This is a genomic window from Haloarcula sp. CBA1122, assembly GCF_009741785.1.
In the GTDB taxonomy this organism is placed as follows: Archaea; Halobacteriota; Halobacteria; order Halobacteriales; family Haloarculaceae; genus Haloarcula; species Haloarcula hispanica.
The window spans coordinates 22512-44792 of record NZ_WPCB01000001.1; the positions used below are offsets into that span (position 1 = coordinate 22512).

22 protein-coding genes and 3 pseudogenes are annotated in these 22281 nt (G+C 62.8%); 9 read left to right on the top strand and 16 right to left on the bottom strand.

The features are described 5' to 3' along the window. Positions 1-54: 54 nt before the first annotated feature. Both GJ630_RS00075 and fdhF read right to left on the bottom strand, forming a co-directional pair. Positions 55-333 (bottom strand): hypothetical protein, encoded by a 279-nt coding sequence (locus GJ630_RS00075; protein WP_191449093.1) that lies wholly within the window; start codon positions 331-333, stop codon positions 55-57. A 155-nt stretch (positions 334-488) separates the two neighbouring features. Next, positions 489-2539, bottom strand: a pseudogene (gene fdhF, locus GJ630_RS00080) (formate dehydrogenase subunit alpha). A gap of 204 nt (positions 2540-2743) precedes the next feature. Between fdhF and GJ630_RS00085 the strand changes: the two are divergent. From GJ630_RS00085 to GJ630_RS00095, 3 genes are read left to right on the top strand one after another with little or no spacing between them, the layout of a single operon-like run. Continuing rightward, on the top strand, positions 2744-4657 hold the full coding sequence (locus GJ630_RS00085; RefSeq protein WP_064289073.1) for a NosD domain-containing protein: 1914 nt from the start codon (positions 2744-2746) through the stop codon (positions 4655-4657). Continuing rightward, positions 4654-5379, top strand: coding sequence for an ABC transporter ATP-binding protein (locus GJ630_RS00090; protein WP_191449094.1), 726 nt, complete (start codon positions 4654-4656; stop codon positions 5377-5379). Before GJ630_RS00085 ends, GJ630_RS00090 begins: the two co-directional genes overlap by 4 nt. Then, entirely contained in the window at positions 5376-6188 is an 813-nt protein-coding gene (locus GJ630_RS00095; protein WP_050038370.1) for an ABC transporter permease, read from the top strand. The genes GJ630_RS00090 and GJ630_RS00095 overlap by 4 nt, the downstream gene beginning before the upstream one ends. A 2-nt stretch (positions 6189-6190) precedes the next feature. On the opposite strand, the gene GJ630_RS00100 is transcribed toward GJ630_RS00095, so the two are convergent. From GJ630_RS00100 to GJ630_RS00120, 5 genes are all read right to left on the bottom strand, one after another. Next, complete coding sequence (locus tag GJ630_RS00100) at positions 6191-6718, bottom strand: helix-turn-helix domain-containing protein (RefSeq protein WP_023842989.1); 528 nt, start codon at positions 6716-6718, stop codon at positions 6191-6193. Between the two features lie 70 nt (positions 6719-6788). Next, positions 6789-7349: a nitrous oxide reductase accessory protein NosL gene (locus GJ630_RS00105; protein WP_050038368.1), complete on the bottom strand. Its 561-nt coding sequence runs from the start codon at positions 7347-7349 to the stop codon at positions 6789-6791. A gap of 58 nt (positions 7350-7407) precedes the next feature. Beyond that, positions 7408-7683: a hypothetical protein gene (locus GJ630_RS00110; RefSeq protein WP_004595131.1), complete on the bottom strand. Its 276-nt coding sequence runs from the start codon at positions 7681-7683 to the stop codon at positions 7408-7410. A gap of 187 nt (positions 7684-7870) precedes the next feature. Beyond that, complete coding sequence (locus GJ630_RS00115; protein WP_191449095.1) at positions 7871-8293, bottom strand: universal stress protein; 423 nt, start codon at positions 8291-8293, stop codon at positions 7871-7873. A gap of 170 nt (positions 8294-8463) precedes the next feature. Then, the gene (locus tag GJ630_RS00120; RefSeq protein WP_014031043.1) at positions 8464-8943 is read right to left on the bottom strand and encodes a pyridoxamine 5'-phosphate oxidase family protein; all 480 of its coding nucleotides are present in this window, start codon (positions 8941-8943) and stop codon (positions 8464-8466) included. 224 nt (positions 8944-9167) lie between these two features. Between GJ630_RS00120 and GJ630_RS00125 the strand changes: the two genes are divergently transcribed. The 4 genes from GJ630_RS00125 (at position 9168) to GJ630_RS00140 (ending at position 14008) form a co-directional block, all read left to right on the top strand. Then, positions 9168-9650, top strand: coding sequence for a DUF2267 domain-containing protein (locus tag GJ630_RS00125; protein WP_014031044.1), 483 nt, complete (start codon positions 9168-9170; stop codon positions 9648-9650). 220 nt (positions 9651-9870) lie between these two features. Next, on the top strand, positions 9871-10773 hold the full coding sequence (locus GJ630_RS00130; RefSeq protein ID WP_050038366.1) for a universal stress protein: 903 nt from the start codon (positions 9871-9873) through the stop codon (positions 10771-10773). Between the two features lie 126 nt (positions 10774-10899). Next, complete coding sequence (locus GJ630_RS00135) at positions 10900-11334, top strand: pyridoxamine 5'-phosphate oxidase family protein (RefSeq protein ID WP_014031046.1); 435 nt, start codon at positions 10900-10902, stop codon at positions 11332-11334. A 79-nt stretch (positions 11335-11413) separates the two neighbouring features. Beyond that, positions 11414-14008: a calcium-translocating P-type ATPase, PMCA-type gene (locus GJ630_RS00140; protein ID WP_371726710.1), complete on the top strand. Its 2595-nt coding sequence runs from the start codon at positions 11414-11416 to the stop codon at positions 14006-14008. A gap of 162 nt (positions 14009-14170) precedes the next feature. Here GJ630_RS00140 and GJ630_RS00145 read toward each other — a convergent pair whose 3' ends face one another. The 8 genes and pseudogenes from GJ630_RS00145 to GJ630_RS00180 form a co-directional block, all read right to left on the bottom strand. After that, positions 14171-15595, bottom strand: coding sequence for an FAD-dependent oxidoreductase (locus GJ630_RS00145; RefSeq protein ID WP_014031048.1), 1425 nt, complete (start codon positions 15593-15595; stop codon positions 14171-14173). A gap of 180 nt (positions 15596-15775) precedes the next feature. Further along, positions 15776-16561: a sulfite exporter TauE/SafE family protein gene (locus GJ630_RS00150; protein WP_014031049.1), complete on the bottom strand. Its 786-nt coding sequence runs from the start codon at positions 16559-16561 to the stop codon at positions 15776-15778. Positions 16562-16711: 150 nt separating this feature from the next. Further along, positions 16712-17068 (bottom strand): DsrE family protein, encoded by a 357-nt coding sequence (locus GJ630_RS00155; RefSeq protein ID WP_191449097.1) that lies wholly within the window; start codon positions 17066-17068, stop codon positions 16712-16714. A 141-nt stretch (positions 17069-17209) separates the two neighbouring features. Continuing rightward, positions 17210-17569, bottom strand: a complete 360-nt coding sequence (gene trxA / locus GJ630_RS00160) for a thioredoxin (RefSeq protein ID WP_050007597.1) — start codon at positions 17567-17569, stop codon at positions 17210-17212. Positions 17570-17731: 162 nt separating this feature from the next. Further along, positions 17732-18136: a helix-turn-helix domain-containing protein gene (locus tag GJ630_RS00165; RefSeq protein ID WP_014031052.1), complete on the bottom strand. Its 405-nt coding sequence runs from the start codon at positions 18134-18136 to the stop codon at positions 17732-17734. 143 nt (positions 18137-18279) lie between these two features. Next, positions 18280-18741 carry a YeeE/YedE family protein gene (locus tag GJ630_RS00170; protein WP_014031053.1) on the bottom strand — a complete coding sequence of 154 codons (462 nt, stop codon included), beginning with the start codon at positions 18739-18741 and terminating at the stop codon, positions 18280-18282. Between the two features lie 67 nt (positions 18742-18808). Next, a complete protein-coding gene (locus tag GJ630_RS00175) occupies positions 18809-19300 on the bottom strand; it encodes a YeeE/YedE family protein (RefSeq protein ID WP_014031054.1) in 492 nt (163 codons plus the stop codon). Between the two features lie 8 nt (positions 19301-19308). Further along, positions 19309-20549: pseudogene (locus tag GJ630_RS00180) on the bottom strand (MBL fold metallo-hydrolase). Positions 20550-20797: 248 nt separating this feature from the next. Here GJ630_RS00180 and GJ630_RS00185 point away from each other — a divergent pair. Both GJ630_RS00185 and GJ630_RS00190 read left to right on the top strand, forming a co-directional pair. Further along, positions 20798-21043 (top strand): sulfurtransferase TusA family protein, encoded by a 246-nt coding sequence (locus GJ630_RS00185; RefSeq protein ID WP_014031056.1) that lies wholly within the window; start codon positions 20798-20800, stop codon positions 21041-21043. A gap of 2 nt (positions 21044-21045) precedes the next feature. Continuing rightward, on the top strand, positions 21046-21618 hold the full coding sequence (locus GJ630_RS00190; RefSeq protein WP_050038361.1) for a DsrE/DsrF/DrsH-like family protein: 573 nt from the start codon (positions 21046-21048) through the stop codon (positions 21616-21618). A 36-nt stretch (positions 21619-21654) separates the two neighbouring features. Here the strand turns inward: GJ630_RS00190 and GJ630_RS00195 are convergent. Continuing rightward, a pseudogene (locus tag GJ630_RS00195) lies at positions 21655-22280 on the bottom strand (DUF1641 domain-containing protein). Between the last annotated feature and the right edge of the window lies 1 nt (position 22281).

Genomic DNA, 22281 nt, shown 5'->3' on the forward strand with positions numbered 1-22281 from the left:
AATTGCTGTCTTTAGGACCGCGACTACCCAGATTTAACCGTATTGTTGACCGTGTTACTCGTCGCCCCCGTCAGCTGCGGGGAGGTCGTCGTCTGTCTCTCCAGCACTCTGCAACAGGAGATCCGTACCGGCTGCGGCGACCATACCAACGCCAACCGCGCGCAACTGCCGGCGATACGCTGGCTTCACCTGCAACTCGGCCGCATTGTCGAAGTTCTTCCCGATCATGGCTTTAATAAATTTGACACTTATCTGCGGGAAGAGCGCAGTCACGACGCCTTGGAGAAGTACGACTGCTGCACTGAGTTTGCGGCTGTTTCGACTATCTAACATACGTTTACCTACGCGTCGGACAGGAATTACTATTGCGACTAATCCACTGCATTGAGAAACGTAGAAACTGTTTTATTGGTGACTAGAGCGCGTCGACTACGCTCCGCAAGCCGCTTGAATTGGCCACCTGTACGAGCAGTCTCTCACTGGTGCCACTACCCTGCCTTTCGCACCGTCACCGCCGAGTGCTTGTACTCGGGAATCTCGGCGACGGGGTCGAGAGCATCGCCGGTCAGGGCGTTTGCGAGCGGGTCCAGATAGTGGAACGTACAGAACACGACCCCGGGCCGGATGGCCGCCGTCACAGCCGCCGACACTGTCACGCTGCCCCGGCCGTTCTCGACGACGACAGTATCGCCGTCCTCGATACCGCGAGCGGCAGCGTCGTCCGGATGGATTTCGAGCACGTCCTCTCCGCGCATTCGCATAAGTGTCTCCGACCGGCGGGTGAGCGCGCCGCTGTTGAAGTGCTGGAGCGCACGCCCCGTCGTGAGAACGAGTTGCTCCTCGGCGACGGCATCGGCCGGCGGTGTCGGCGAGACCGGGCGTAGCGGTGCCGTTTGCTCGCCCGAGGCGAACGTCTCCGTATGGAGCACGTCGGTACCGGAATCGGCGTCCGCCGGGAACGGCCACCGCTGGTAGCCATCGCCGATGCGTCGTAACTCATGCCGGCGTACAGCGGATTGACCCGCGTTAGCTCCTCGAACACCGCTTCCGGGCCGTCGTAGTCGAACGCATCCGACTGGCCGACCAGCCGCCGGCCGAGGTCCGTGAGGATATCGAGGTCACGGCGGGCGTTCCCGGGCAGGTCAGCGTTCGGTCGCATCCGCATCACTCGCCGGTCCGTGTTAGTCACGGTCCCCGCTTTCTCCGCCCAACTGCTCCCCGGAAGCACGACGTCTGCGTGGTCGACGGTCGCCGTTTCGAAGAGGTCTATGACGACGCAGAAATCGAGTTCACCGAAGCCGGCCCTGACAGAACTGGCGTTCGGTTCCGTGACGGCTGGGTTCTCGCCGAACACGACCGCAGCCTTGACGGCGTCACCGAACTGGTGTGTCGCAGTGGTCTCCGTCAGGCCGGGTTCGTTCGGCGGCTCGACGCCCCATTCGTCGGCGAGCCGCTGTCGTGCATCCGCATCAGTAACGGGCTCGTATCCGGGGAGCACGTTGGGAAGCGCGCCGACGTCGCCGGCTCCCTGGACGTTGTTCTGGCCGCGGAGCGGGTTCACGCCGGTGCCCGGACGTCCGACGTTGCCGGTCAGCAGCGCGAGATTCAACAGCGCGTGCACGTTGTCGGTCCCGGACGTGTGCTGGCTCATCCCCATCCCGGTGACAATCGCCGCCCTGTCGGCTTCGGCGTACGCTCTGGCGGCTTCCCGGACGGTTTCCGGGGCAACACCGGCTGCGTCGGCACCCGATTCGATGTCGGCGTCGTCGAGATGTGCTGTCAGATCTGTATAGCCGGTCGTTCGATCCTCGATGAACGACTCGTCGACGAGTCCCTCCTCAACGACGACTTTCGCCATCGAATTGAGGAGTTGGATGTCGTATCCGGGACGGACATCGAGGTGGATGTCGGCGGCATCGGTCGTGTCCGTCTCGCGCGGGTCGATATGGATGAGCGTGGCCCCGTTTCGAATTCCCGGCAGAAAGTACGAACGGAAAATGACAGGGTGCTGTTCGGCCGGATTCGCCCCGGTGACGAGCAGGCAGTCGGTTTCGGCGAGGTCATCGAGCGTGTTCGTCATCGCCCCGGCACCGAGGCGCTCGCTCATCGCGGCGACCGTCGACGAATGACAGAGGCGAGCACAGTTGTCGACGTTGTTGGTGCCGAGCATCCGCGCAATCTTTTGAAAGACGTAGTTCTCCTCGTTCGTGCAGTTCGACGAGGCGAAGAATTCGACTGCGTCTGGCCCGTGCTGGTCGATGATTTTCCCGAGTCGGTTGGCCACGCGAGATAGGGCGGTTTCCCAGGGTGCGGTGACGAAACGACCGCTCTCCCGGACCAGTGGCTCGGTCAGCCGGTCCTCGTGTTCGACTACGTCGAACGCGGCTCCGCCCTTGGGACAGATCTCTCCTTTCGTGTTCACTGGCCCCGCTGTGCCGGTCGCCTTCCCGTTGCCTGCATATTCTATCGTACAGCCGACGCCACAGTACGGACAGACTGTCTGCTCGGCCCGGGGGTTTTGATCCTGACTGTCACTCATTACTCTTTCGAACAAACGGAACGCAGATACAAGTAGCCGACCGGTAAAACCTGTGCGAGTTTATTAGTGTGTCAATAACTTCACTTTTGGAACAGTGCCAGACCTGTTTTCGGGCTGTCGCGGCTGACCGTGCTTGCGGGTGCGCCGCCAGTTTCGAGAGCCACACCACATACTGTAATGGGATGTCGATCGTAGTATCAGTAGATGCGACCAGCCCTGACGACTGTGCAAATCTTCGCGCTACTCGCGGTAGTTCTCAGTACACTGGTTTTCGCTGCGTCGTTTGCCGTCGACACCACCAGCGCCCGCCCCGAACCGGTGGCGTTCGACAACACCGTGCAACGCGGTGTTACGGCGGCCGACGAACAGATTGCCCGGAATCGGAGTATCAGCGTCCCGCGCGCGCAAGTCTTCTACTCGCAGTACCGCTACGTCGTCGGCTACGTCGGCCTCAGTCAGGCTGTGACAGCGCTCACGGAGCCGGGACACGAGCAGCAGTTCGGGTATCCACTCGTGGTGTACGTTTCCGACTACAGTGACCGGCCGGTCAGGTGTGGCGATGACGGCTCTCTCCGGACCGCCACACCGCCGGACTGGGTCGAGGCCAATCAGGCCCACTACGTCGTCGACGGGCCAGCGAGGGTGCCGTCCGGTCCGGCGGTGGTTCCCTTCGCCGACCGGGACGACGCTGCGGCGTTCGCGGAGACGTGCGGCGGACGAATTATCGACTGGGAGACGCTCAAGACTCGTTCGTTCGACCTCAAGCAAGCGGCGGCGGTCCGAAAGCAGGTCGGCCCGCGCCGAAGCAATGCCGATGCCACTGTGCAGGCGGCGCGAGAACGCCGAAACCGGCCTGTCTCGGTCGAAGTTGGAACTGACGCTCCGACGGTTCAGGCGGCCGTCGATGCGGCCCCGCCGAACACGACGGTCGTCGTCCCGGCAGGGACCTACGACGAGCAGGTGACGATAGACAAGCCACTCACCCTCAGCGGCCCCGGAGCGACGCTCGACGGGGGTGGGAGCGGCACCGTCGTGACCGTGACTGCCGACCGGGTCGGTGTCACCGGGTTCGACATCGTCGGTGTCGGAAACACGACGGTCGGTGATCCGACGAACGCCAGCGATAGCGCCTGGGACGCAACCGTGACGACCGCCTACGGCAACAGCGACGCCGCCGTTACCGGTCGCAACGCGTCCGGACTGTACGTCGCGAACCTCAGCGCCGAGACGCCCGCAAGCGGCGTCGTTCTGCGGCGGACACCCGGTGCGGTTGTCGAGAATGTCACGGTCAACGGGACGGCAGACTGGCAAGACGGGTTCATGGGCGTTATCGGGATGCACGGCCCGATTGTCGTGCAGGACTCGGTGTTCAACGGCGGGCGTGACGGCGTCTACCTCCACCGGGCCGACGGGACCGCTGTCCGGAACAACACGTTCAGGGACAATCGCTTCGGCGTCCACCTGATGTACACCTCCCGGTCGCTCGTTGCGGACAACGTCGCCCGGGGACAGGAGTACGCTGGCGTCGTCGTCATGACGAACCCTGTGGCCAACGCCATCGTCGGCAACGACGTGCGCCACTCCGGCAGTGGCGTCATGTTAGCTGGGTCCCGGAGCTATATCGCGCACAACGTGGTAGTCGACACCGACCAGGCGATGTCGACAAACGCCGACCGGTCCCTGTACGAGCACAACGTGCTCTACGGGAACGACATCGGCGTGCGAGCATCGACGGTCGTCCCGTCGAACATCGTCACCGAGAACGATTTCATCGCCAACGACCGCCACGCCGTCTCGGGACCGGGGCCGCTGCGCGTGTACACGCACGACGGCAGGGGGAACTACTGGAGCGGCGCGTACGATCTCACTGGCGGGACTGGCCCGGTGTTGGCCCAGTCCTACTCGCCCACCGATTCTGTCGACCGCCGTCTCCACCAGACCGACGCTGCGGTCGTCCTCAGGGCGGCACCGAGTGTCCGGGGGCTCCGGGCGCTCCGCGGCACCACGCCCGGCTTTCGCCGGGGAAGCATCGTCGACAGGGCACCCCTGACAGACCCTGCTAACCCCGGGGCCGTCAGGCATCTTCGAAACGAGACCTCGATGGAGGAGGCAGCATGACCGGGGAGACGTACCTCACGGCGGACGAGGTCACGAAGAAGTACGGCGATGTCACAGCCGTCTCGGAGGTGTCACTCGACGTGCCGTCCGACGCCGTGACTGGGTTCATCGGCCCGAACGGGTCCGGGAAATCGACGCTCCTGCGCGTGCTTCTGGGCGTCGAGCGACCGACCAGCGGCACCGTCTCGTACAGCGGGCCGGAGGCCGAACGACAGTTGGGCTACCTGCCCCAGCGGCCGACCTTCCGGCCGGGCTTTAGCGTCCGGGAGACCGCCGCGTTCTACGCGGACCTCGTCGACGACGACCCGGACCGGCTCCTGGAACGTGTCGGCCTCGAAGAAGTGGCCGGCCGTCCCGTGTCCGGGCTCTCCGGGGGGATGACGCGCCTCCTGGGAATCGCACAGGCACTGGCCGGTGACCCACCCATCGTGATGCTCGACGAACCGGCAAGCGGTCTCGACCCGGCAATGAGCCGACTGATATTCGACATCATCGAGTCGATTGCCGACGCCGGTCGTGCCGTGGTTCTTTGCTCGCACGAACTGCCGCTCGTCGAGGAGACAGCCGACAAGCTGGTAGTGCTTGAATCCGGCCGTCTCGTGCGGACTGGGTCGGTAGAATCGCTTCGGGAACAGACCGGCGGGCCGCTCCACGAGACGTTCACAGCGCTTCTGGAACAGGACCGAGCCACTATCGCTGCACCGGAGGGAGAGCAGGCATGACGGAGGGCAACCGGTTCTGGACCGTTTTCGTGCGGGAAGTCCGCAGTGCGGTCAGGACACGCACCTATCTTGCGCTCGGGCTGGTCACGGGGATTGTCCTGTTCGGGCTCGCTCATGCCGGTGGCGGCCCCGCCGGCGGCTACGTTCCCACCGTCGTTGATACACTCGTTGCCGTCGAAGTCCTCGTACCGACGCTTGCCTTCGCTGTCGGCTATCGCGCCATCGCCGACCCCGCCGTCCGGGGAGAACTCGACATACTTGACACCTACCCGCTTTCGACGTGGTCGTACGTCGGCGGGGTGTACGCGGGCCGTGCCCTGCTGTTGATCACTATTGTTGTCGTCCCGTTGCTGGCGCTGGGCATCAACGTAGCGACGACTGCAGGACCGGAGACGACGGTGTTTGCGAGCCACCGCGGTGTCGATTCCCCGTTCCTGTTCATCCGATTCATCGCACTGACGGTCCTGTACGCGCTCACGTCCTTGACTATCGCGTTCCTGTTGTCGGCGCTCGCCCGAAGCCGGGGCCGAGCACTCGTGCTCGCACTCGCCGGGCTGCTTGTCCTCACCGTCGGCAGTGACCTCGCGGTGTTTGCAGCGCTCGACACCGGCGTCACGACGGGCACACTCGGCGGCGCGCTCTCCATGACTCCGGCGGGTGCGTATCGCGGACTCGTGTTCGATCAGGTCCTGTACGTCGCTGTTCCGGGCCGGTCAGCGTTCGTCCCGACGTGGGTCGCCGCCCTCTCGCTCCTATTCTGGTGGGGACTCACGTTCGTGGGGGCGATGCTTGCGACGGATGCGGCCTGATTTCAGCCGTCGTCCGTTGCGGCCGCGAGTCCGCCGTCGACCAGCCGCGTGAACCGGTCGATGAGACGGTCCGTGAGCGATGGACGGACTGCAGCGAGCAGCCGCCGCGTCTCGTCCGGGTCGGCCAGGGCCACGACGACACGCCCCCGTTCGCCGTACGACTTTTCGAGTATCCCCGCGTCGGCCAGTGCCGAAACGTGCCAGGAGACCGTACTCCGGGCGACTCCCAGCCGGTCGGTCAGTTCGTCTGCCGACAGGGACTCCGCTTCAAGCAGATGCAGGAGAATCGTGCGCGCAGTCTCGCGCCGGGCAAACGCGAGCACACGTCGCTCCCAGGGGTCGTACTCCCGGCTGTAATAGTGCGTCTTGCCCTGGATTTCCTCGGCAACCACGTCGCCGGCACGACGCAGTTTCCGCAGGTGATACTGTGCCTGCCCAGTCGCGATATCGAGATCTGCCGCAAGCGCGTTGAAATGGACCCCCGGTTTGGACTCGACGTGGGAACGCACTTGCTCAGTAACCGTGGACATAGTCTTCAGTACGGCTTTCCAGCCTCCGGGACAACAGGGTATCGGACGTTCTCACTGCGCGGGAACTCGCCTACATCCCGCCCACCAGTTCTCGCGTTATGTCCTCGGCAGGGAGGGTCTGGCCGCCGTACTCCTCGGCGAACGACTCGGCGTCCGTGCTGTCGCTGAACGGGACGATAGCGGGTCCCATTGCCCCCTCTATCTCCGAATTTGCGACGACTGTGAGCTCTTCAGTCGAAGCGAACGCCTCTGACTCCAAGTGCCGGGAGATGATGGTCTTGCCCCCATCAGTCCGAACATCGTAGTCGGTTGTACTGTAGTCGGTCAGGAACGTCTCCGCAGGCGTCCACCCCGACTGTTCTTTGGCGAACCGATGCCGATACGTGCAGGTCGTACTGCAGAACCGTGCTGGTGGGTCGTGCCCCTCGGGCGTGTTGTCCTGATAGTACGTTTGGCCGACTGGACCCGGGTGCTGGTCGATGACCATCCCACACTGGTCACAGTTCTGTCCGCTCTCGATGGCGACCGGTTCCAGCTCTTCACTGGTCCCCAGACACCCCGAGAGCGACACGACTGTCGCGGTCCCGACGATGAAGTGCCGGCGTGTCAGCGCTGGTGCATAGTCAGACATACTAGATAGTACACTAGACGACACCAAATGGTTCGTGGTGCGACCGTCGAAACGCCGGTCAGTCGGGGACGCTCGGCGGCGCGACCGAGTAGATCGCACTCAGCACCAGCAGCGCGATGAGGAAGTCGAACCCGTGTTCGGTGAGGTGATGTACTACCATCGGGACAGCCCCGAGGACAGTCCCGATGCCGACCACGGACCGAAGGACCAGCAACCCGATAGCGACAGTCAACAGAACGTACGGCCGCGACCGGCGTCGGTGTGTACTGGCCGCCGCGACGAAAAACAGCGCCAGCGTTCCAAGCGTAGCGAGTCCCAGCACGGCGATTAACATTGCGGATTGACCGGGACTAATCCAGTCAGCCGTCGGTTGGAGCATCGCTCAGATCATAGATCAGACGGTGACACTGGAATCGGTTTCGGTCGCAGTCGTAGCTGTGCCCGACTCTTACGCCGAGGTGAGTGCTCTGAGACAGCTCCGCCGGTGTATGCCCGTTTGAAATGGTCTCTGTGTAACTCTCTCAGGTAGCCACCAGTACCGGTCGTCCCGCGTTCTGGACGACTCGGTCGGTCACACTGCCGATTTGGCCAGTTTTCGTGTGAGAATGGCCGTGGTATCCGAGCACGATCAGGTCGGCGTCGACCTCGTCGGCATAGCTGATGATCTCCACGTACGGTTTCCCGTGACAGCAGCGAGTGGTGACCTCAACGCCGAGCGCGTCACCTCTCTCGGCGACCTCTGCGAGTTCATCGTTCCCCCATTCCTCGATTTCGATGGTCTCCAGTTCCATACTACTGAGGGCTGGCTCGGCGTGTCGGTCCGTATCGACAACAAAGACGGCGTGAAGCTCGGCACCGTGTTGCTCGGCCTGTTCGAGCGCGTGTGTCGCTGCGCGGTTCGCGTCAGCACTGCCGTCGGTCGCGACCACAATCGTGTCGTACATACTAAAAGAATGCACCGCTTCCTATTTCAATCCGCTGACCATTATCAAAAGCTAATAATCTATTGTTGTATTGGGTACCCGTCCACATATCGATCCGTTCGATTTTTGGAGGTGTCGCGTATCGTATTTACAACGGCTAAAACGTCATTCCCGTCCAAAGTCGGTGGCAATCACGGTTCGATGTTCTCCCGGAAGTCGGGTGCCAGTCCGGTCTGTCGGATCCCGGCAAGATCCGTTATCTCGAACTCGTAGAGTGCGACTCCGCCGGAGGTGGTGGCAGTCTGGAGCGTGTTGGGTCGCCAGGCGTTCTGTGTCATCGCCGTGATATCCGACCAGTCGTCCTCAGGCACACTGCTGATATCGCCGGCGAGCATCACGCTCTGCCACTCGAACGCGGTGTCGATGTCGTAGACGAGAAACCGGCCACGGCCGGCTCGCTCAGTCAGTTCCGCTTTCCGGCTCGATTCGCCGAGGAGGTAGGTGAAATAGAGGCAGGCTCCGTCGTCAAAGCCGTACGATAGTGGTAGCAGGTACGGGACGTCTGTCGTCGGCAGCCCCAAGACTCCGGTCGAGTGTGTGGCGAGGAATTCCCGAATCGCTTCGTCGTCCATCTGTTCGAGTCCGTACTCTTCTAATTGGTCGAGTGTCATAGGTCGCGTCTGATCATCCAGTTACGTATCACGAATGCAACCCCACGCTAAAAAAAAGTAGAGCGGACTTCTCAGAGGGTGTGGCTGTTCACAATACGGCACAGATACTGTTATATCTATGAAATCGACCGATACTCGTCGGACGGTAGTACGTATGCCTGCTGGTTTTCAGCCAGTGAGAAGTCCCACCGGACGCTATATTGTTGCACTGCCAACAAGAGTACATGGACTTCGATGAGTTCACCGGCGAGATACAGCACAGGCTTGAACTACCCGGTACTGGTGAGGCCGTTCGGGCGACCCGCGCGACACTGCTACCCCTGGGACAGCGCATACCCGCGGAGAACGCCGCGGACTTCGCTGCCTCCCTCCCGATGGAAATCAAGTGGTATATGACCGGCGCCGTCCGCGACCACGGGCAGCGGTTTGACTGGACGGAGTTCGTCGACCGTGTCGCCGAAATAGAAGGCGTTGAACCGTCGGACGCAGCGTACCACGCACGCGTCGTTGTTGACCTGATGCATACGGCGGTCCCGGCCGCCGATTTTCAGGACCTCCGCGGCCAACTCCCCGAAAGTGCGGACGAAGAAAACTGGCGCGAACTCTTCAGCATAGTCGATGCCGGTGGCTGGGGCGAGGCGGAAGAGGCGCAAACCGGTGGTGGTCCACAAAAGTCTGCTGAAGCCCCTCAGTGGGACAATCAGTAGCAGCTCTCATGTCGTTTTCAAACGAATATGCCTTGACATAATCTGGTAATAACTGTACGATTGTTACGCCCTCCCCTCATACTTTGGGGGTGTACCGGCGAGGACTGCTGGCAACGCAGTCTAACTATTCGAGACGCCGATCTCAACCGCCGGATTTCTAATAGTGTGAGAATCGCGACTACAGTTTATTTACTGACAGCAACAATTCGTAAACACAGCAATGTTCGATTCAATACTGGTCCCGACTGACGGCAGCGAACACGCGACCCGGGCCGCCGAGCACGGGGCAGCGCTGGCTCGTGCATTCGGCGCGAGCCTGCACGTCATCGCTGTCATCGATACGCGAACAGCAGGCGGGCCGTTCAGCGGCGACGATCTCGAAGACGAGACACTCGACCGCATGACGGCCGACGCCGAAGACACAGTCGCGGCTATCACGGACGCGGTGGACGCCGCCGGAGCGATACAGACGACTATCCGCAAGGGAGATCCAGTTGACGAGATTTGCGCATACCGCGACGACCACGATGTGGACCTGATTGCGATGGGAACGCACGGCCGCACAGGCGTCGGGCGATATCTCGCCGGGAGCGTGACAGAGAGCGTCGTTCGGCAGGCTGACGTCCCTGTTCTCACCGTGCGCGCAACCGACCGGAGTCGCGACACCGCTCCCTACGACGATATCCTTGTCCCGACGGATGGAAGCGCGCCCGCAGCGGCCGCAATCGAGCCCGCATGCGAGATTGCGGCGCAGTTCGATGCCCGCGTTCATGCCCTGAACGTCGTCAATCTCAGCAATATCGCAACCGGCTCCGAATACACGCTACCGAAAGACCTGATCGAGTCCCTGGAGTCGCAAGGGGAGAAAGTGACAGAGCGGATTGCGGCACGGGCACGCGAATCCGGAGTGGAAACTGTCACACGAGTCGTCAGTGGATTCCCGGCGGCAGATATCCTTGAGTACGCTGACGAGAACGACATCGATCTGATCGCCATGGGGACGGCCGGTCGGACCGGTCTCAATCGGTTCCTCGTGGGAAGTACGACAGAACGGATCATCAGACACGCCGATATGCCTGTCCTCGCAGTCAACGCCCGAGACCAGCGCGGTGACGAAGCCTGAAGACAGGCACGCGTCTTCCTGTCTGTCAGCGTCCGACTGCGTGCGGGGCCCGTCGTGTCCCCGGCGAGGCGGCAGTCAGACCGACACGACCATGCACTTATTACTGTTCCTGTCGTGACACTACCTATGGCTGCGGACAACCCGGTTACGATGACGGACGAGGAACGGGACGCGTTTCTGGACAACGGGGGGACGGGCATCCTTTCGCTCGCCGCCGGCGACGCGCCCCCGCATTCAGTCCCGGTTTCGTACGGGTACGACGCGCCCACCACCACATTTTACTTCCGGCTAGCGGTCGGTGTAGAGCGGTCGAAGGGCGAACTCGACGACCGCGCGGCGACGTTCGTGACTTATGACGAGACGGATTCGGGATGGCAAAGCGTGGTCGCGAACGGTCGGCTCGAAGACGTCGAACGGGAGGGAATCGAGACGGAAACACTGGAAGGACTGGAACACGTCGATATGCCCATGGTCGACATCTTCGAACGCCCCCTCCGCGAGGTTGACTTCGAATTCTACCGCCTCGTACCGAATGAGCTAACCGGACGGACCGAATCCTAGGGCGGACGGTTCTCCGCAGTACCGACTCGAAGAAGAACCACTGTACTGGATAAGGGAACTCATATCAACATAGCGGCAGATCACCCTCCATGTCCGAAGCCGCCCACACACAACCGACTGCGACGTCATTTCGGGGCTCGACAGCGAGTCTGATGGGCTGTCGGCGTCGGAAGCCCGAACGCGGCGTGACAGACACGGCGAGAACGAGATCACGCAGGGGAGCAAACGGACACCACTCGACATCGCTATCGCCCAGTTCGACAGCGCCCTTATCTGGGTTCTCGTTGCGGCCGCGATACTGTCCGTGTGGGCGGGACACGCTGTCGACGCAGTCCTGATAGCCGTGATCGTGGTCGGGAACGGCCTGTTCGGCTTCGTCCAGGACTACCGCGCAGAGGGGACGCTCGAATCCTTGCGGGAACTGACCGCCCCAACCGCGACAGTCAGACGCGATGGGCAGTCCGTCGAGGTCGACGCGACCGAACTCGTTCCGGGCGACGTTATCGAACTGGAAAGTGGCGACGTCGTTCCGGCCGACGGTCGACTGATCGACTGTCGGTCTCTGGAGGTCGACGAAGCGGCGCTCACTGGAGAGAGTACGCCGGTCTCGAAGGGAACCGACCCGGTCGACGCCGACGCGCCGCTCGCGGAGCGAGAACCGATGGTGTACAAGGGAACGAACGTCACGCGCGGCTCGGGCGCTGCCGTCCTCACGGCGACTGGGATGGACACTGAGGTCGGAGCCATCGCCCGCCAACTCGCAGGAACGGAGGAAACTGACACACCGCTACAGACTGAACTCGACACGCTGGGCCGGACGCTCGGCGTCGGCGTGATGGTACTTGCTGCCCTCGTGGTTCCACTCCTCGTCTTCCGGGGGACCGAACTGGTACAGGCGGCACTCACCGCGATTTCACTCGCTGTGGCCGCGGTCCCCGAGGGACTGCCAGCGGTTGTGACGCTAACGCTGGCCCTCGGTGTCCGGAAAATGGCCGACGAGAACGCTCTCGTGCGGCGCTTGCCCGCCGTCGAGGCGCTGGGCTCCGTCGATGTCATCTGCACCGACAAGACCGGGACGCTGACCGAGGGGCGAATGTCAGTCAGTCGGATCTGGGTCAACGACGCTGTCGTCGACAGTGACGAAATAGAGGGGGAACCCCTGCCGGACCGCGTTGCCACGGTGCTCCGCGCCGGGACACTGTGTAGCGATGCGACGCTCGAAGCGGGGGACCCGACGGAGCAGGCCATCGTCATGGCGGCTGACGAGTGCGGAATCGATGTGGAACGCCTCCGCGAAGAGCATCCCAGAACGGATGAGATCCCGTTCTCATCCGAGCGCAAGTGGATGGGTACTGTCCACGACGACACGGTCTACGTAAAAGGCGCACCCGAAGTAATCCTCTCGAAGTGCTCTCGCGTCCTCACCGATACCGGCCCGGCGGACCTGACGCCCGACAGAGCCGAGCAGATCAGAGAGCAGGTCGGTGCGTTCGCTGACGACGCGCTCAGGGTGCTCGCAGTGGCGTACACGGAAGATACCTCCGTGGTAGAACGGAACGACACCACTGGCGAGGCCGACGATGTCAGTGCCGACCTGATCTTCGCCGGGTTGGTCGGCATGATCGACCCGGCCCGCGAGGAGGTCGCCGACGCGATTGCGGCGACCGAGCGTGCAGGCGTGGCCGTGAAGATGGTAACCGGCGACAACGTCCGGACCGCCGCGGCCATCGCCGGAGAACTCGGCCTGGGGCAGCGCGTGATGGAAGGCCGCGACGTCGAGGAATGCTCCGAAGAAGCGCTCCGAGACCGCGTCGAGACAGTCGACGTGTTCGCACGCACGTCTCCGGAGCACAAGGTCCGGATCCTGCAGGCGTTACAGGCGAACGGCCACACCGTCGCAATGACGGGCGACGGGGTCAACGACGCACCGGCGCTGAAAAACGCCGACATCGGCGTCGCGATGGGCGTCCGCGGAACTGACGTGGCCAAACAGGCCAGCGACGTTATCCTGCTGGATGATAACTACGCGACGATTGAACGGGCGATCGAGCGCGGGCGGGCGATCTTCGACAACGTCTGGAAGTTCGTCGGTTACCTGCTGAGTGCCAACGTGGCCGAAGTCGCCATCGTCTTTATCGCCTCACTGTTTGGCTACCTCGTCCTGCCGGCGGTCCAGTTGCTGTGGATCAATCTACTGACCGATGGTCTGCCAGCGCTTGCGCTCGGGGCCGACCCCAAAAGCGATGACGTGATGCAGCGACCGCCCAGAGACCCGGATCGCGGCATCGTCGACCACGATATGCTCGCGCTTATCGGGGGTACAGGCGTCATCTCGACAACTGTGATGCTCGGCCTGCTACTGGTCACGCTTGCCGGCGCACCCGCAGTCACGCCGTACGCGATGACGATGATATTCACCGGGTTCGTGTTCCTCGAATTCGAGAAACTGTACGTGATCCGCTGGCTCCGCGAGACACCGACGCTGTCGAATCGGTGGCTGGCGTCCGCAGTAGGCGGGTCGATACTCCTGCAACTCGCTGTGCTATACACCCCTCTCAACGTCTACTTCGGGACGGTCCCGCTCGGACTCACCGACTGGGGGCTGATCGGTGGCGTCCTCTTACTCGCCCTGCCACTGTACCTCGCTGTCGCCAGCGGTGTGAAACGCCTGTGACGCTCCGATCCGGTAGCACCGGCCGTTCGGTCTGGGTTTCCACATCTCGTTGCCGATTCCGCCAGGCGTGCGCCTGCAGACGGTGACCGGGCGGCCCTTTGCCCCGGAGTGATTGGCTATCGTTGGGCCGCTCCTCTCGAAAAGCCGTCTACCGTACCGCTCTCAATCCAGTTGTCCGTTGAGCACTTTGGCGGCGACCAGCACCGGGTCCCAGACGGGGCTGAACGGCGGTGCGTACGCCAGGTCCAGTCGTTCGAGCTCGTCGATGGTCATGTCCGCCTCGATGGCCGTCGCAAGCGTGTCGATACGTATCGCCGCCCGGTCTGCCCCGACGATTGCGCCGCCCAGCAGGCGACCGCTCTCCCGGTCGGCGACGAGCGTCACGTCGGTATCGTCGCCGCCGGGGTAGTACCCCGACCGAGAACCAGCCGTGACTGTCTTCGACACCGGGTCGAAGCCGGCGGCGCTGGCCTGTTCGTGGTCGAGGAGGCCGACGCGACCGCATTCGAGGTCGAACGCTTTGACGACGGCCGTTCCGGCGATGTCGCCGACGGGCGACGGGTCGCCCGCCACAGTCTGTCCGATCCCGCGACCGGCCCGGTTTGCGGTCAGTCCGAGCGGGACCCAGTCGGGCTCGCCGGTAACGGCGTGGGTGTCCTCGGCGCAGTCTCCGGCGGCGTAGACGCCGTCAACGCTCGTCGCACCGTACTCGTCGACCGCTATCGCACCGGAGGCCCCGAGTTCGACCGGTGTGTCTTCGACGAGGGCGGTGTTCGGCTTGATGCCGATACCGACAAGCGCGAGGTCCACATCGGTATTGCCGTCGCCGTGTACAACCGACGCGACGCGCCCGCCTTCGTCGCCGACGAGTTCCTCGACGGCGGTGTTCAGATGCAGTGTCACGCCCTGTTCCCGGAGGTGATCGGCAACGCGCTCGCCCACTGCTTCCCCGAACGGCGGCAGGAGGTGGCCTGACCGCTGGAAGAGGTGCGTTTCGACATCGTGGGCCCGGAACGCTTCGGCCATTTCCACGCCGACGTAGCCGCCGCCGACGATAGCGACTCGCTCCGGTGGCTCCCAGTCGGCGTACTTCTCGACGAGTGCTGTATCGACGTACTCGATGCTCGTGTCGACGGTAGAGTCGCCGGGTTCGGACAGCGCAGCGCGGACCGCGGCGGCCGAATCGAGCCCGTGCATCGTGAACGCGCCGTCGAGTTCCGCCCCCGGTATCGGCCCGGTCACCGCGTGTGCGCCCGTCGCGACCAGCAGGTCGCCGTATGGCTGGCTGAACGTCTCGCCGTCTTGTGCGACGGTGACCGTTTCTGCGTCGGTGTCGACGCCGACGACTTCGTGGTTCCGGCGGAGGTCGATACCGCGCTCAGACGCCTGCTCGGGCGACAGCGAGAGAAGGTCCGTCAGCCGCTCGACGGTCCCCTTCACGTAATACGGCGTCCCGCAGTGGGCATAGGATACCCACTCGCCTTTCTCGAAGACGATCACGTCACGGTCCGGTGCCTCTCGGGTGAACTTGCTCGCGGCGCTCAGTCCGGCCGCGTCGCCACCGATGACTACGAACGGGTCCGTCATACAGACCCTCGTATCGCTGCGGTACTAATGATTGCGTGAGGTTCGGGTAACTGCGTGGGCTACTGGAAGCGATTGTGTTCGGGACGGATTCGAACCAGCCAGTCGGTCTGTCCCCTCTCCAAGGTCGACCGTCACCACCATCTACGGCTGAACGTGGTTGAGGACATGCTGAGCCAACTTTCACACGACTCCAAGGCCACTGGCGACCAGTCTGAAGCCGATAATCGATAGTAAGGCTAGCACGGCGGCTCGACGGACCCGGTCACTGACAGCGGTTCTGAGCCGCTTCCCGACTGCGACACCGGCAACGGCCGGCACGGCTGCGAGAACGGACGTTCCAGCGACAACCGCGTTGGGATAGAGCCCGAAGACGCCGGCAAAAGCGACCCGCGTGACGCTGAGTCCCAGAAACACCAGCGCGACGACGCCGACGAACACGCTGTGCGAGAGGTCGAAACTCCGGAGATACGCGACGAGCTGGACGCCGACGTTCGTGCCGCCGAACAGCGCCCCCGAAACGCCGCCGATGCCGACCATCGCAAGCGGTGTCTTCCCGAGGTCGCTGTTGCCCACTGACACCCATCCGGGAAGCGGCACCCGCTGCTGGGCGGTCGCCACAAACCCCAGGGTCAGCAGGCCGAGTCCGACACGGAGCGGCGCTTCCGGGAGCCTGTCGAGTACAGCCATCCCGACAACAGTCCCGACAAGCGCCGCAGCGATAAGCGGTCCGAACCGCTGGCTACAGGTACGCAGTTCACGCCGTGAGAGGTCCCGAACCAGTGAAACGTTCACCGCGAGAATGGGGAGAATCATGAACACGACGGCTGTCGCCGGGTCGATGACCGTCGCAAGCGCCATCGTCCCGACGACGGCGAAGCCGAAGCCAGCAAGCCCGTTTGTCGCCCCGGCGACGAGGACGATAGCCGTCACTATCACGACCATCGTCCACGAGACTGGCAGAATCATATGGTATCAGGGTCCTGTGCGACGCCCACAGCGGCCCGTAACCGACTTCGGGCTGGGCAGTGGTTCTTGTGAAGTAATCACACGGCCCTGGATAAAGCCGCGTCGTGTTTCACTACAGTGGGGTCGAACGTGGCCGCCCCGCTGTCGGGATCAGAACGTGATAACTTCGTAGTCGTCGTCGACGAGCGAGCGAATGCTCGGGTGGCCGTCGTGCTCGTCCAGCGTGATGAGTCCGGAGTCGGCGACGGCGTCTTCGACGCCGAATGCACCGGAACAGTAGTCACAGACGGCCGTATCCTCTTTGACGGTCTGGTACAGTTCATGGTAGTCGCTGTCCTCGTCTTCGAGTTCCGGAATCCACTGTGTTCCGGCCCCGTCGAAGATGAGTTCGAGGTCGTCCTCGTCGTTTTCCGCGAACTCCGTTGCTGCTTCGAGGCCGTTTGCGAGTCGGCCGAGATTCTCGTGTCCCTCTGTCCCTGCGAGGATGATGACGGCTGCTTTCGTCATTACGTGGCGTAATAGCGCTCTCGCTAATATATTATGAGTGGGTGCGTGCGACGGCGCTGAACTCGCACCAAGTGTTTATCAACTAGTGCCAATCGGGCAGTGAATACGTCGATATACAGGATGTCGTCTACAGATATGGCCTTATTCCGTGTGGGATTCGATGAGCGCTCGGAGCGCTTCTTCGCCTTCGAGGCCGACGACTTCTTCTACCTGCTCCCCATCGGCGAACAGGATGAGTGTTGGAACGCCACGGACGCCGTAGGACTGTGCGAGTTGCTGGTTGGCGTCGACATCGACTTTGGCGACGGTCGCGCCGGTCTCTGCGGCCAGCGTCTCGACGGTCGGTTCGAGCATCTGGCACGGGCCACACCAGTCGGCATAGAAGTCCGTGAGGACGACGTCGTGCTTGTCGACGACATCGTCGAGATGGTCCGTTCCGTCGATGTGAAGCGGTTCGTCCGTCGCGGTCGTCTCGGCGTCGGATGCAGTATCAGTTGCCATCAATAGACTGTACGCGGCAGCGACAAATAAGAGTTTGCACAAAATATACAATACTATGAAATACTCTTCGCAAGCCAATGGTAGCGGGATGTCTATTCGTGCAGGCGCAGAAATCGGCTCGGCTCGTGAGCGACAGCGTGTAATAGAGAGAAGACGGCGGCGTTAGCTTTCGACAGTCGGGGCCGAGGACTCGGACTGTTCGTACTTGTTCTCGAACTCCTGAATCAGTTGGCCCATCTTCGCGTACCAGTCGTTGAGCATGCGCTGCATCTCGTCTGCTATCTGGGACGGATCCGTCGGCGAGTAGACGTGGTAGTAGCCGCCCTGGTCGTAGTTGATCTGGTCTTTCTCGATAAAGCCCGTCTGGAGGAGTCGCTGGACGGCGCGATACGCGGTCGAGCGCTCGCGGTCGACTGCCTCGGCGAGTTCGTCGACGGTCAGTGGTTCCTCGGCCTCGACGAGCGCCCGAAAGCACTCCTTGTCGAGTTCTTTGAGCCCGTGGAAACACTCCAGCAGTCCTTCGCACTGCATATCTCGACGGAGCTGTTCAGACATCGAATCTGGCATCGTTATCACCTCTCTGTAGTTACTACCCAGATATAAGACTTGTGTACGGTTCGCACAAATGCACGCACGATCCGGCAAAAACTGCCCTCGGATGGGTGGTCAAGGCCGTTCACCTCACAGCCGACACACATGCCTGCGAACTGTTAGTCTGCGCCCGTCGCGGCTGTATCGCTGGTCTCGCTCCGGGTTCGCCAGTAGCCCTGGAGATATGCGCCGAGAAACATCCCGGCGAGCGCCCAGAGGATGGTGACGTTACCGATACCGAGGCTCGCGTAGGCGGCCCCCGGGCAGATACCGGACAGTCCCCACCCGACGCCGAAGATGGCACCGCCGACCAGGACGTTCCGGTCGAAGGACTTCAGACGCCGTTCGAAGGTGTCGCCGGTCAGCGGCGCGCGGCCGAGGAGGCGGGGTCCGAGAACGAAGGCCACCCCTGTCACGGCAGCGCCGCCGAACATCACGAACACCAGCCCGAAGTCCTCGAACTGGAGGAAATCCAGAACGACTTCCGGGCGCGCCATGTGGCTGTACGCGAGTCCGAACCCGAAGATGAGCCCGCCGACGAGAATCAGCGGCATGAACGCGGGGTGGCGGTCGTCACTCATGTGTCGTTCCCTCCGGCCGCTCCCGGTCGCTCGCTTCGAGACTCTCGTTCCGCTCGTGTCTCGCAGCTCACGGACTCACCCCCAGTGCCGAAACCAGTTGTGCAGTGATGATGGCGACGGCGAGGAACGTCAGGACGCCGGCTATCGACGTTTTCGACGCGGAGCCGACGCCACAGACGCCGTGGCCTGACGTACAGCCCTTGCCGACGCGCGTCCCGATACCGACGAATACCCCGCCGAGGAGGAGTCGCCACGGCTGGACGTCCGTGGTCCACGCGCCGCCCTGATAGACGACCGCGTACACGGCCGCCCCGAGGATAATGCCGAGCGTGAACACGACACGCCAGTCACGGGAGCTGACATACTGCTGGAACCGGGACCGGTCCGAGACGTACGACAGCGTCGACTCCAGAAACGTGCTCGCGCCGGCGCTGATGCCGGTTCCGAGGTAGATGACGACAGTCCCAAGCCCCACCAGCAAGCCACCGACGGCGTAGCGACTGATGCCGTTCGGAAACAGTTCGGCGGTTGCCTGCAGTGGGAGTGCCTCAATCACCATTGGCGTCGTTAGTCACCCGCAAGGGATTCCTGGCTAGCGGCGCAGTTATTCGGCCCGAGTTCCAGCGTGAACGCTTCCTCGTCGTCGACGGCGTTCTTCCCGAGGTTCGTCGCGATGATCTCCTCGTAGTTGGCCGGCCGTGGCGGCATATCCGAGAGGACGAGCTCGACGAACGCGTCCTCGTCCATGGTGAGCGCGTCCATCTCTTCGACGAGCGCACTGATTGGGGCGGTAAATGTACTGTCCTCTGCGGGTTCGGCCGCGTCGCTGAAGTGCGCGCCGCCAATCAGCGTGTCGTCGGGCAGGGTCAGCACGCGCTCTTGAAGGGACTCGTAGAGCATACGCGCGGCTTCGGGCGCGCCCTCGTCGCCCTCTTCGAGGTCGGGGCGAGCGACGCTCTCGATGAAGAGCCCGTCACCGGTCGCGAGCAGGCTCCCGTCGACGAGATAGGAGGTCATCCCGGTCGTGTGGCCGGGCGTGGAGACTGTCTCGATAGTCGCGTCGCCGACCTGAAACGTGTCGCCGTCTTCGGCAGTCGTCAGGTCGTCGGTGTCCTGCCGAGCTTGCGAGGCAGGGCCCGTGGAGCCTTGCTCCGCGGCGTAGGTGACGCCGCGGTCGACGGCGGCCTCTGGAATGACGCCCTCGACGCCTTCTGCGTCGAGGTCGCGAACGCCGGAGATGTGGTCGGCGTGGATGTGCGTATCGAGTGCATACTTGAGTTCGACACCGAGTTCAGCGGCGTCATCGAGATACCGGTCGGTGAACGCCCGCAGCGGGTCGATGATGGCGCTTCGCCGTCGTCGTAAAGGAGATAGGCCAGACAGCCGGAGGACGGGCGCTGGTACTGCAGGAGTGTGCCGGCGCCGTCGTAGCGTTCGACCTCGACGGCCTCGTAGATGCTCGCCCACCCGTTCATGCCGTCTTCGAGATGGTTGACGTCGTAGCCGTGTTCTGCGAGCGTGCCCGCGACGTACTCGCTTGCGCCGCCTTTCGCACACAGGACGGTCACTTCGTGGTCGTCGGGGATCTGAGCGAGGACGTCGCCGTCGATGTCGTCCTCAAGGAACTCGAAGTACGGGATGTTGAGCGAGGTGACGTTTTCGCCGTCGATGCGCCACTCGTCGTAGTCTGATTGCATACGCGCGTCGAGAAGCGTCACGTCTTCACCAGCGTCAATGCGGTCTTTGAGCGATTCCGGATCGGTCGTTTCCACGTCGACGTCTGGCGTCGGAAAGTCGTCAGCGTTCATTTTGTGCACTCGTTTCTACCGGGCGGACGCACAAAAGCATTTGCATAGTAATCCACATTCTAAACAATACTATCGGCCAAACAGACCCACAAGTAAATAAAATATGGCCTGAATTAGCATAATAGGGCATTTGAGGCCGGAAATTAGGTGAGTAGTTGTTTGCTAAACTCACAAGAATCGACAATCTTTTACTTGACCGGGCGGTATTGTGCGTTAGCTCCAAGACAACTCAACGGAGCGAATAACCAATGAACGCTGAATTCGATATCGCGGAGACGCTCGACGTGAAAGGTGCATCGTGTCCCATGCCAGTGGTGAAGACGAAGTCGGCTACCGACGACCTCGCCGAGGGTGACGTCCTCGAAGTACTAGCGACCGACCCGGGCAGCATGAGCGACATCGACGGTTGGGCGGCCGGTACTGAGGGCGTCGAACTCGTCGACCAGGAGGAGGGCGACGACGTGTACAAGCACTACGTCCGCAAGACGGAGTAACGATGAGCACGGACACACCAGACGCGGCGTCCGACGACACGCCCTCGCGTGCGGAGCTGGCCGCCCGCGTCGACGAACTGGAAGACGCGCTCGCGGAGGCCACGAGCGAGGACGACACGAAGAAGATGAGCATCATTGCGACGAAGGGCACGCTCGACATGGCGTACCCCCCGCTCATCCTCGCCAGCACCGCCGCTGCGTTCGGGTACGAGGTGACTGTCTTCCACACGTTCTGGGGGCTAGACATCCTCCACGAGGAACGCTCGAAGAACCTCAAACTGAGCTCCGTCGGGAATCCGAATATGCCGATGCCGAACGCGGTCGCCGCGATTCCCGGCATGGACCGCGTAACGACGAAGATGATGGAAAAGCGCATCGCGAACAACGACACCGCGACGATTGAGGAGCTGCTGGAGACGAGTCTCGACATGGGCGTGGAGTTCCAGGCCTGCCAGATGACCATCGACCTGATGGATTACGACGAGGCCGACTTCTACGACGGCGTTACCACCGGTGTCGGCGCTGCGACAGCGCTGCAGGACATGGCCGACGCCGACATCCAACTTCTTGTCTGAAACGACCAATCGCGCACAGCTAGCTGCGGCAGACAACTATTCTGTCTTTTCCTCGGCGCGCTCACGGCCGACTGCGCCGGCAAGCGCCAGCAAGTAGCCGAGCCCGTACTGACGTCCGGGTCGCGTAGCCCGCGAAGCAATCCGACGGGGCCGACCGGCTCGGCCGGTTCGCGCTCCGCTTCACCGAGGCCCGCCAGTAGCGTCTCGATACCGTCGCGGGTGTCGTCGTCTGCTGCCGTCTGTGCGACTTCGCCGAGCGCGGCACCGGTACCGGCCAGCGACGTGACCATCTCGTCGTCGAGCGCGGCGGTCGCCAGCGAGCCGACTTCGGCGAGTTCGGCCAGTTCGTCGAGCGTGCCGCTTCGCTGGAGCGCGAGCAGGGTTTCCAGCGCGTCCTGCAACTCATCGCCGTTCTCACCGACGGTCTCGGCCAGGGAGACGGTCTCGTCGGTCGCAAGCCCGTCTGCAGACTCGGCAAGGGTCGAGCCGGTGGCCGAGAGCTCACGCACCATCTCATCGGAGAGCGCACTCTCGCCGAGCGAGAGCACGTCCAGCAACTCGTTGACGGCGTCGAGGTGTTCGACGAACTCCGCGACGGCCTCGGGATTCTGCTGGATTGCCGCTTCGAGGTCGGTCTGCTCGGAAACCTCTTCTCCGGACATG

What these genes read in the sequence shown, in the direction of transcription:
- GJ630_RS00165 (WP_014031052.1), bottom strand. Translation starts at nt 18,136, where the DNA reads ATGCCAGATTCGATGTCTGAACAGCTCCGTCGAGATATGCAGTGCGAA.
- GJ630_RS00085 (WP_064289073.1), top strand. Translation starts at nt 2,744, where the DNA reads ATGCGACCAGCCCTGACGACTGTGCAAATCTTCGCGCTACTCGCGGTA.
- GJ630_RS00120 (WP_014031043.1), bottom strand. Translation starts at nt 8,943, where the DNA reads ATGACACTCGACCAATTAGAAGAGTACGGACTCGAACAGATGGACGAC.
- GJ630_RS00150 (WP_014031049.1), bottom strand. Translation starts at nt 16,561, where the DNA reads ATGATTCTGCCAGTCTCGTGGACGATGGTCGTGATAGTGACGGCTATC.
- GJ630_RS00105 (WP_050038368.1), bottom strand. Translation starts at nt 7,349, where the DNA reads ATGTCTGACTATGCACCAGCGCTGACACGCCGGCACTTCATCGTCGGG.
- GJ630_RS00075 (WP_191449093.1), bottom strand. Translation starts at nt 333, where the DNA reads ATGTTAGATAGTCGAAACAGCCGCAAACTCAGTGCAGCAGTCGTACTT.
- GJ630_RS00110 (WP_004595131.1), bottom strand. Translation starts at nt 7,683, where the DNA reads ATGTTAATCGCCGTGCTGGGACTCGCTACGCTTGGAACGCTGGCGCTG.
- GJ630_RS00090 (WP_191449094.1), top strand. Translation starts at nt 4,654, where the DNA reads ATGACCGGGGAGACGTACCTCACGGCGGACGAGGTCACGAAGAAGTAC.
- GJ630_RS00175 (WP_014031054.1), bottom strand. Translation starts at nt 19,300, where the DNA reads ATGGTGATTGAGGCACTCCCACTGCAGGCAACCGCCGAACTGTTTCCG.
- GJ630_RS00130 (WP_050038366.1), top strand. Translation starts at nt 9,871, where the DNA reads ATGTTCGATTCAATACTGGTCCCGACTGACGGCAGCGAACACGCGACC.
- GJ630_RS00170 (WP_014031053.1), bottom strand. Translation starts at nt 18,741, where the DNA reads ATGAGTGACGACCGCCACCCCGCGTTCATGCCGCTGATTCTCGTCGGC.
- GJ630_RS00095 (WP_050038370.1), top strand. Translation starts at nt 5,376, where the DNA reads ATGACGGAGGGCAACCGGTTCTGGACCGTTTTCGTGCGGGAAGTCCGC.
- GJ630_RS00100 (WP_023842989.1), bottom strand. Translation starts at nt 6,718, where the DNA reads ATGTCCACGGTTACTGAGCAAGTGCGTTCCCACGTCGAGTCCAAACCG.
- GJ630_RS00155 (WP_191449097.1), bottom strand. Translation starts at nt 17,068, where the DNA reads ATGACGAAAGCAGCCGTCATCATCCTCGCAGGGACAGAGGGACACGAG.
- GJ630_RS00145 (WP_014031048.1), bottom strand. Translation starts at nt 15,595, where the DNA reads ATGACGGACCCGTTCGTAGTCATCGGTGGCGACGCGGCCGGACTGAGC.
- trxA (WP_050007597.1), bottom strand. Translation starts at nt 17,569, where the DNA reads ATGGCAACTGATACTGCATCCGACGCCGAGACGACCGCGACGGACGAA.
- GJ630_RS00185 (WP_014031056.1), top strand. Translation starts at nt 20,798, where the DNA reads ATGAACGCTGAATTCGATATCGCGGAGACGCTCGACGTGAAAGGTGCA.
- GJ630_RS00115 (WP_191449095.1), bottom strand. Translation starts at nt 8,293, where the DNA reads ATGTACGACACGATTGTGGTCGCGACCGACGGCAGTGCTGACGCGAAC.
- GJ630_RS00135 (WP_014031046.1), top strand. Translation starts at nt 10,900, where the DNA reads ATGGCTGCGGACAACCCGGTTACGATGACGGACGAGGAACGGGACGCG.
- GJ630_RS00190 (WP_050038361.1), top strand. Translation starts at nt 21,046, where the DNA reads ATGAGCACGGACACACCAGACGCGGCGTCCGACGACACGCCCTCGCGT.
- GJ630_RS00125 (WP_014031044.1), top strand. Translation starts at nt 9,168, where the DNA reads ATGGACTTCGATGAGTTCACCGGCGAGATACAGCACAGGCTTGAACTA.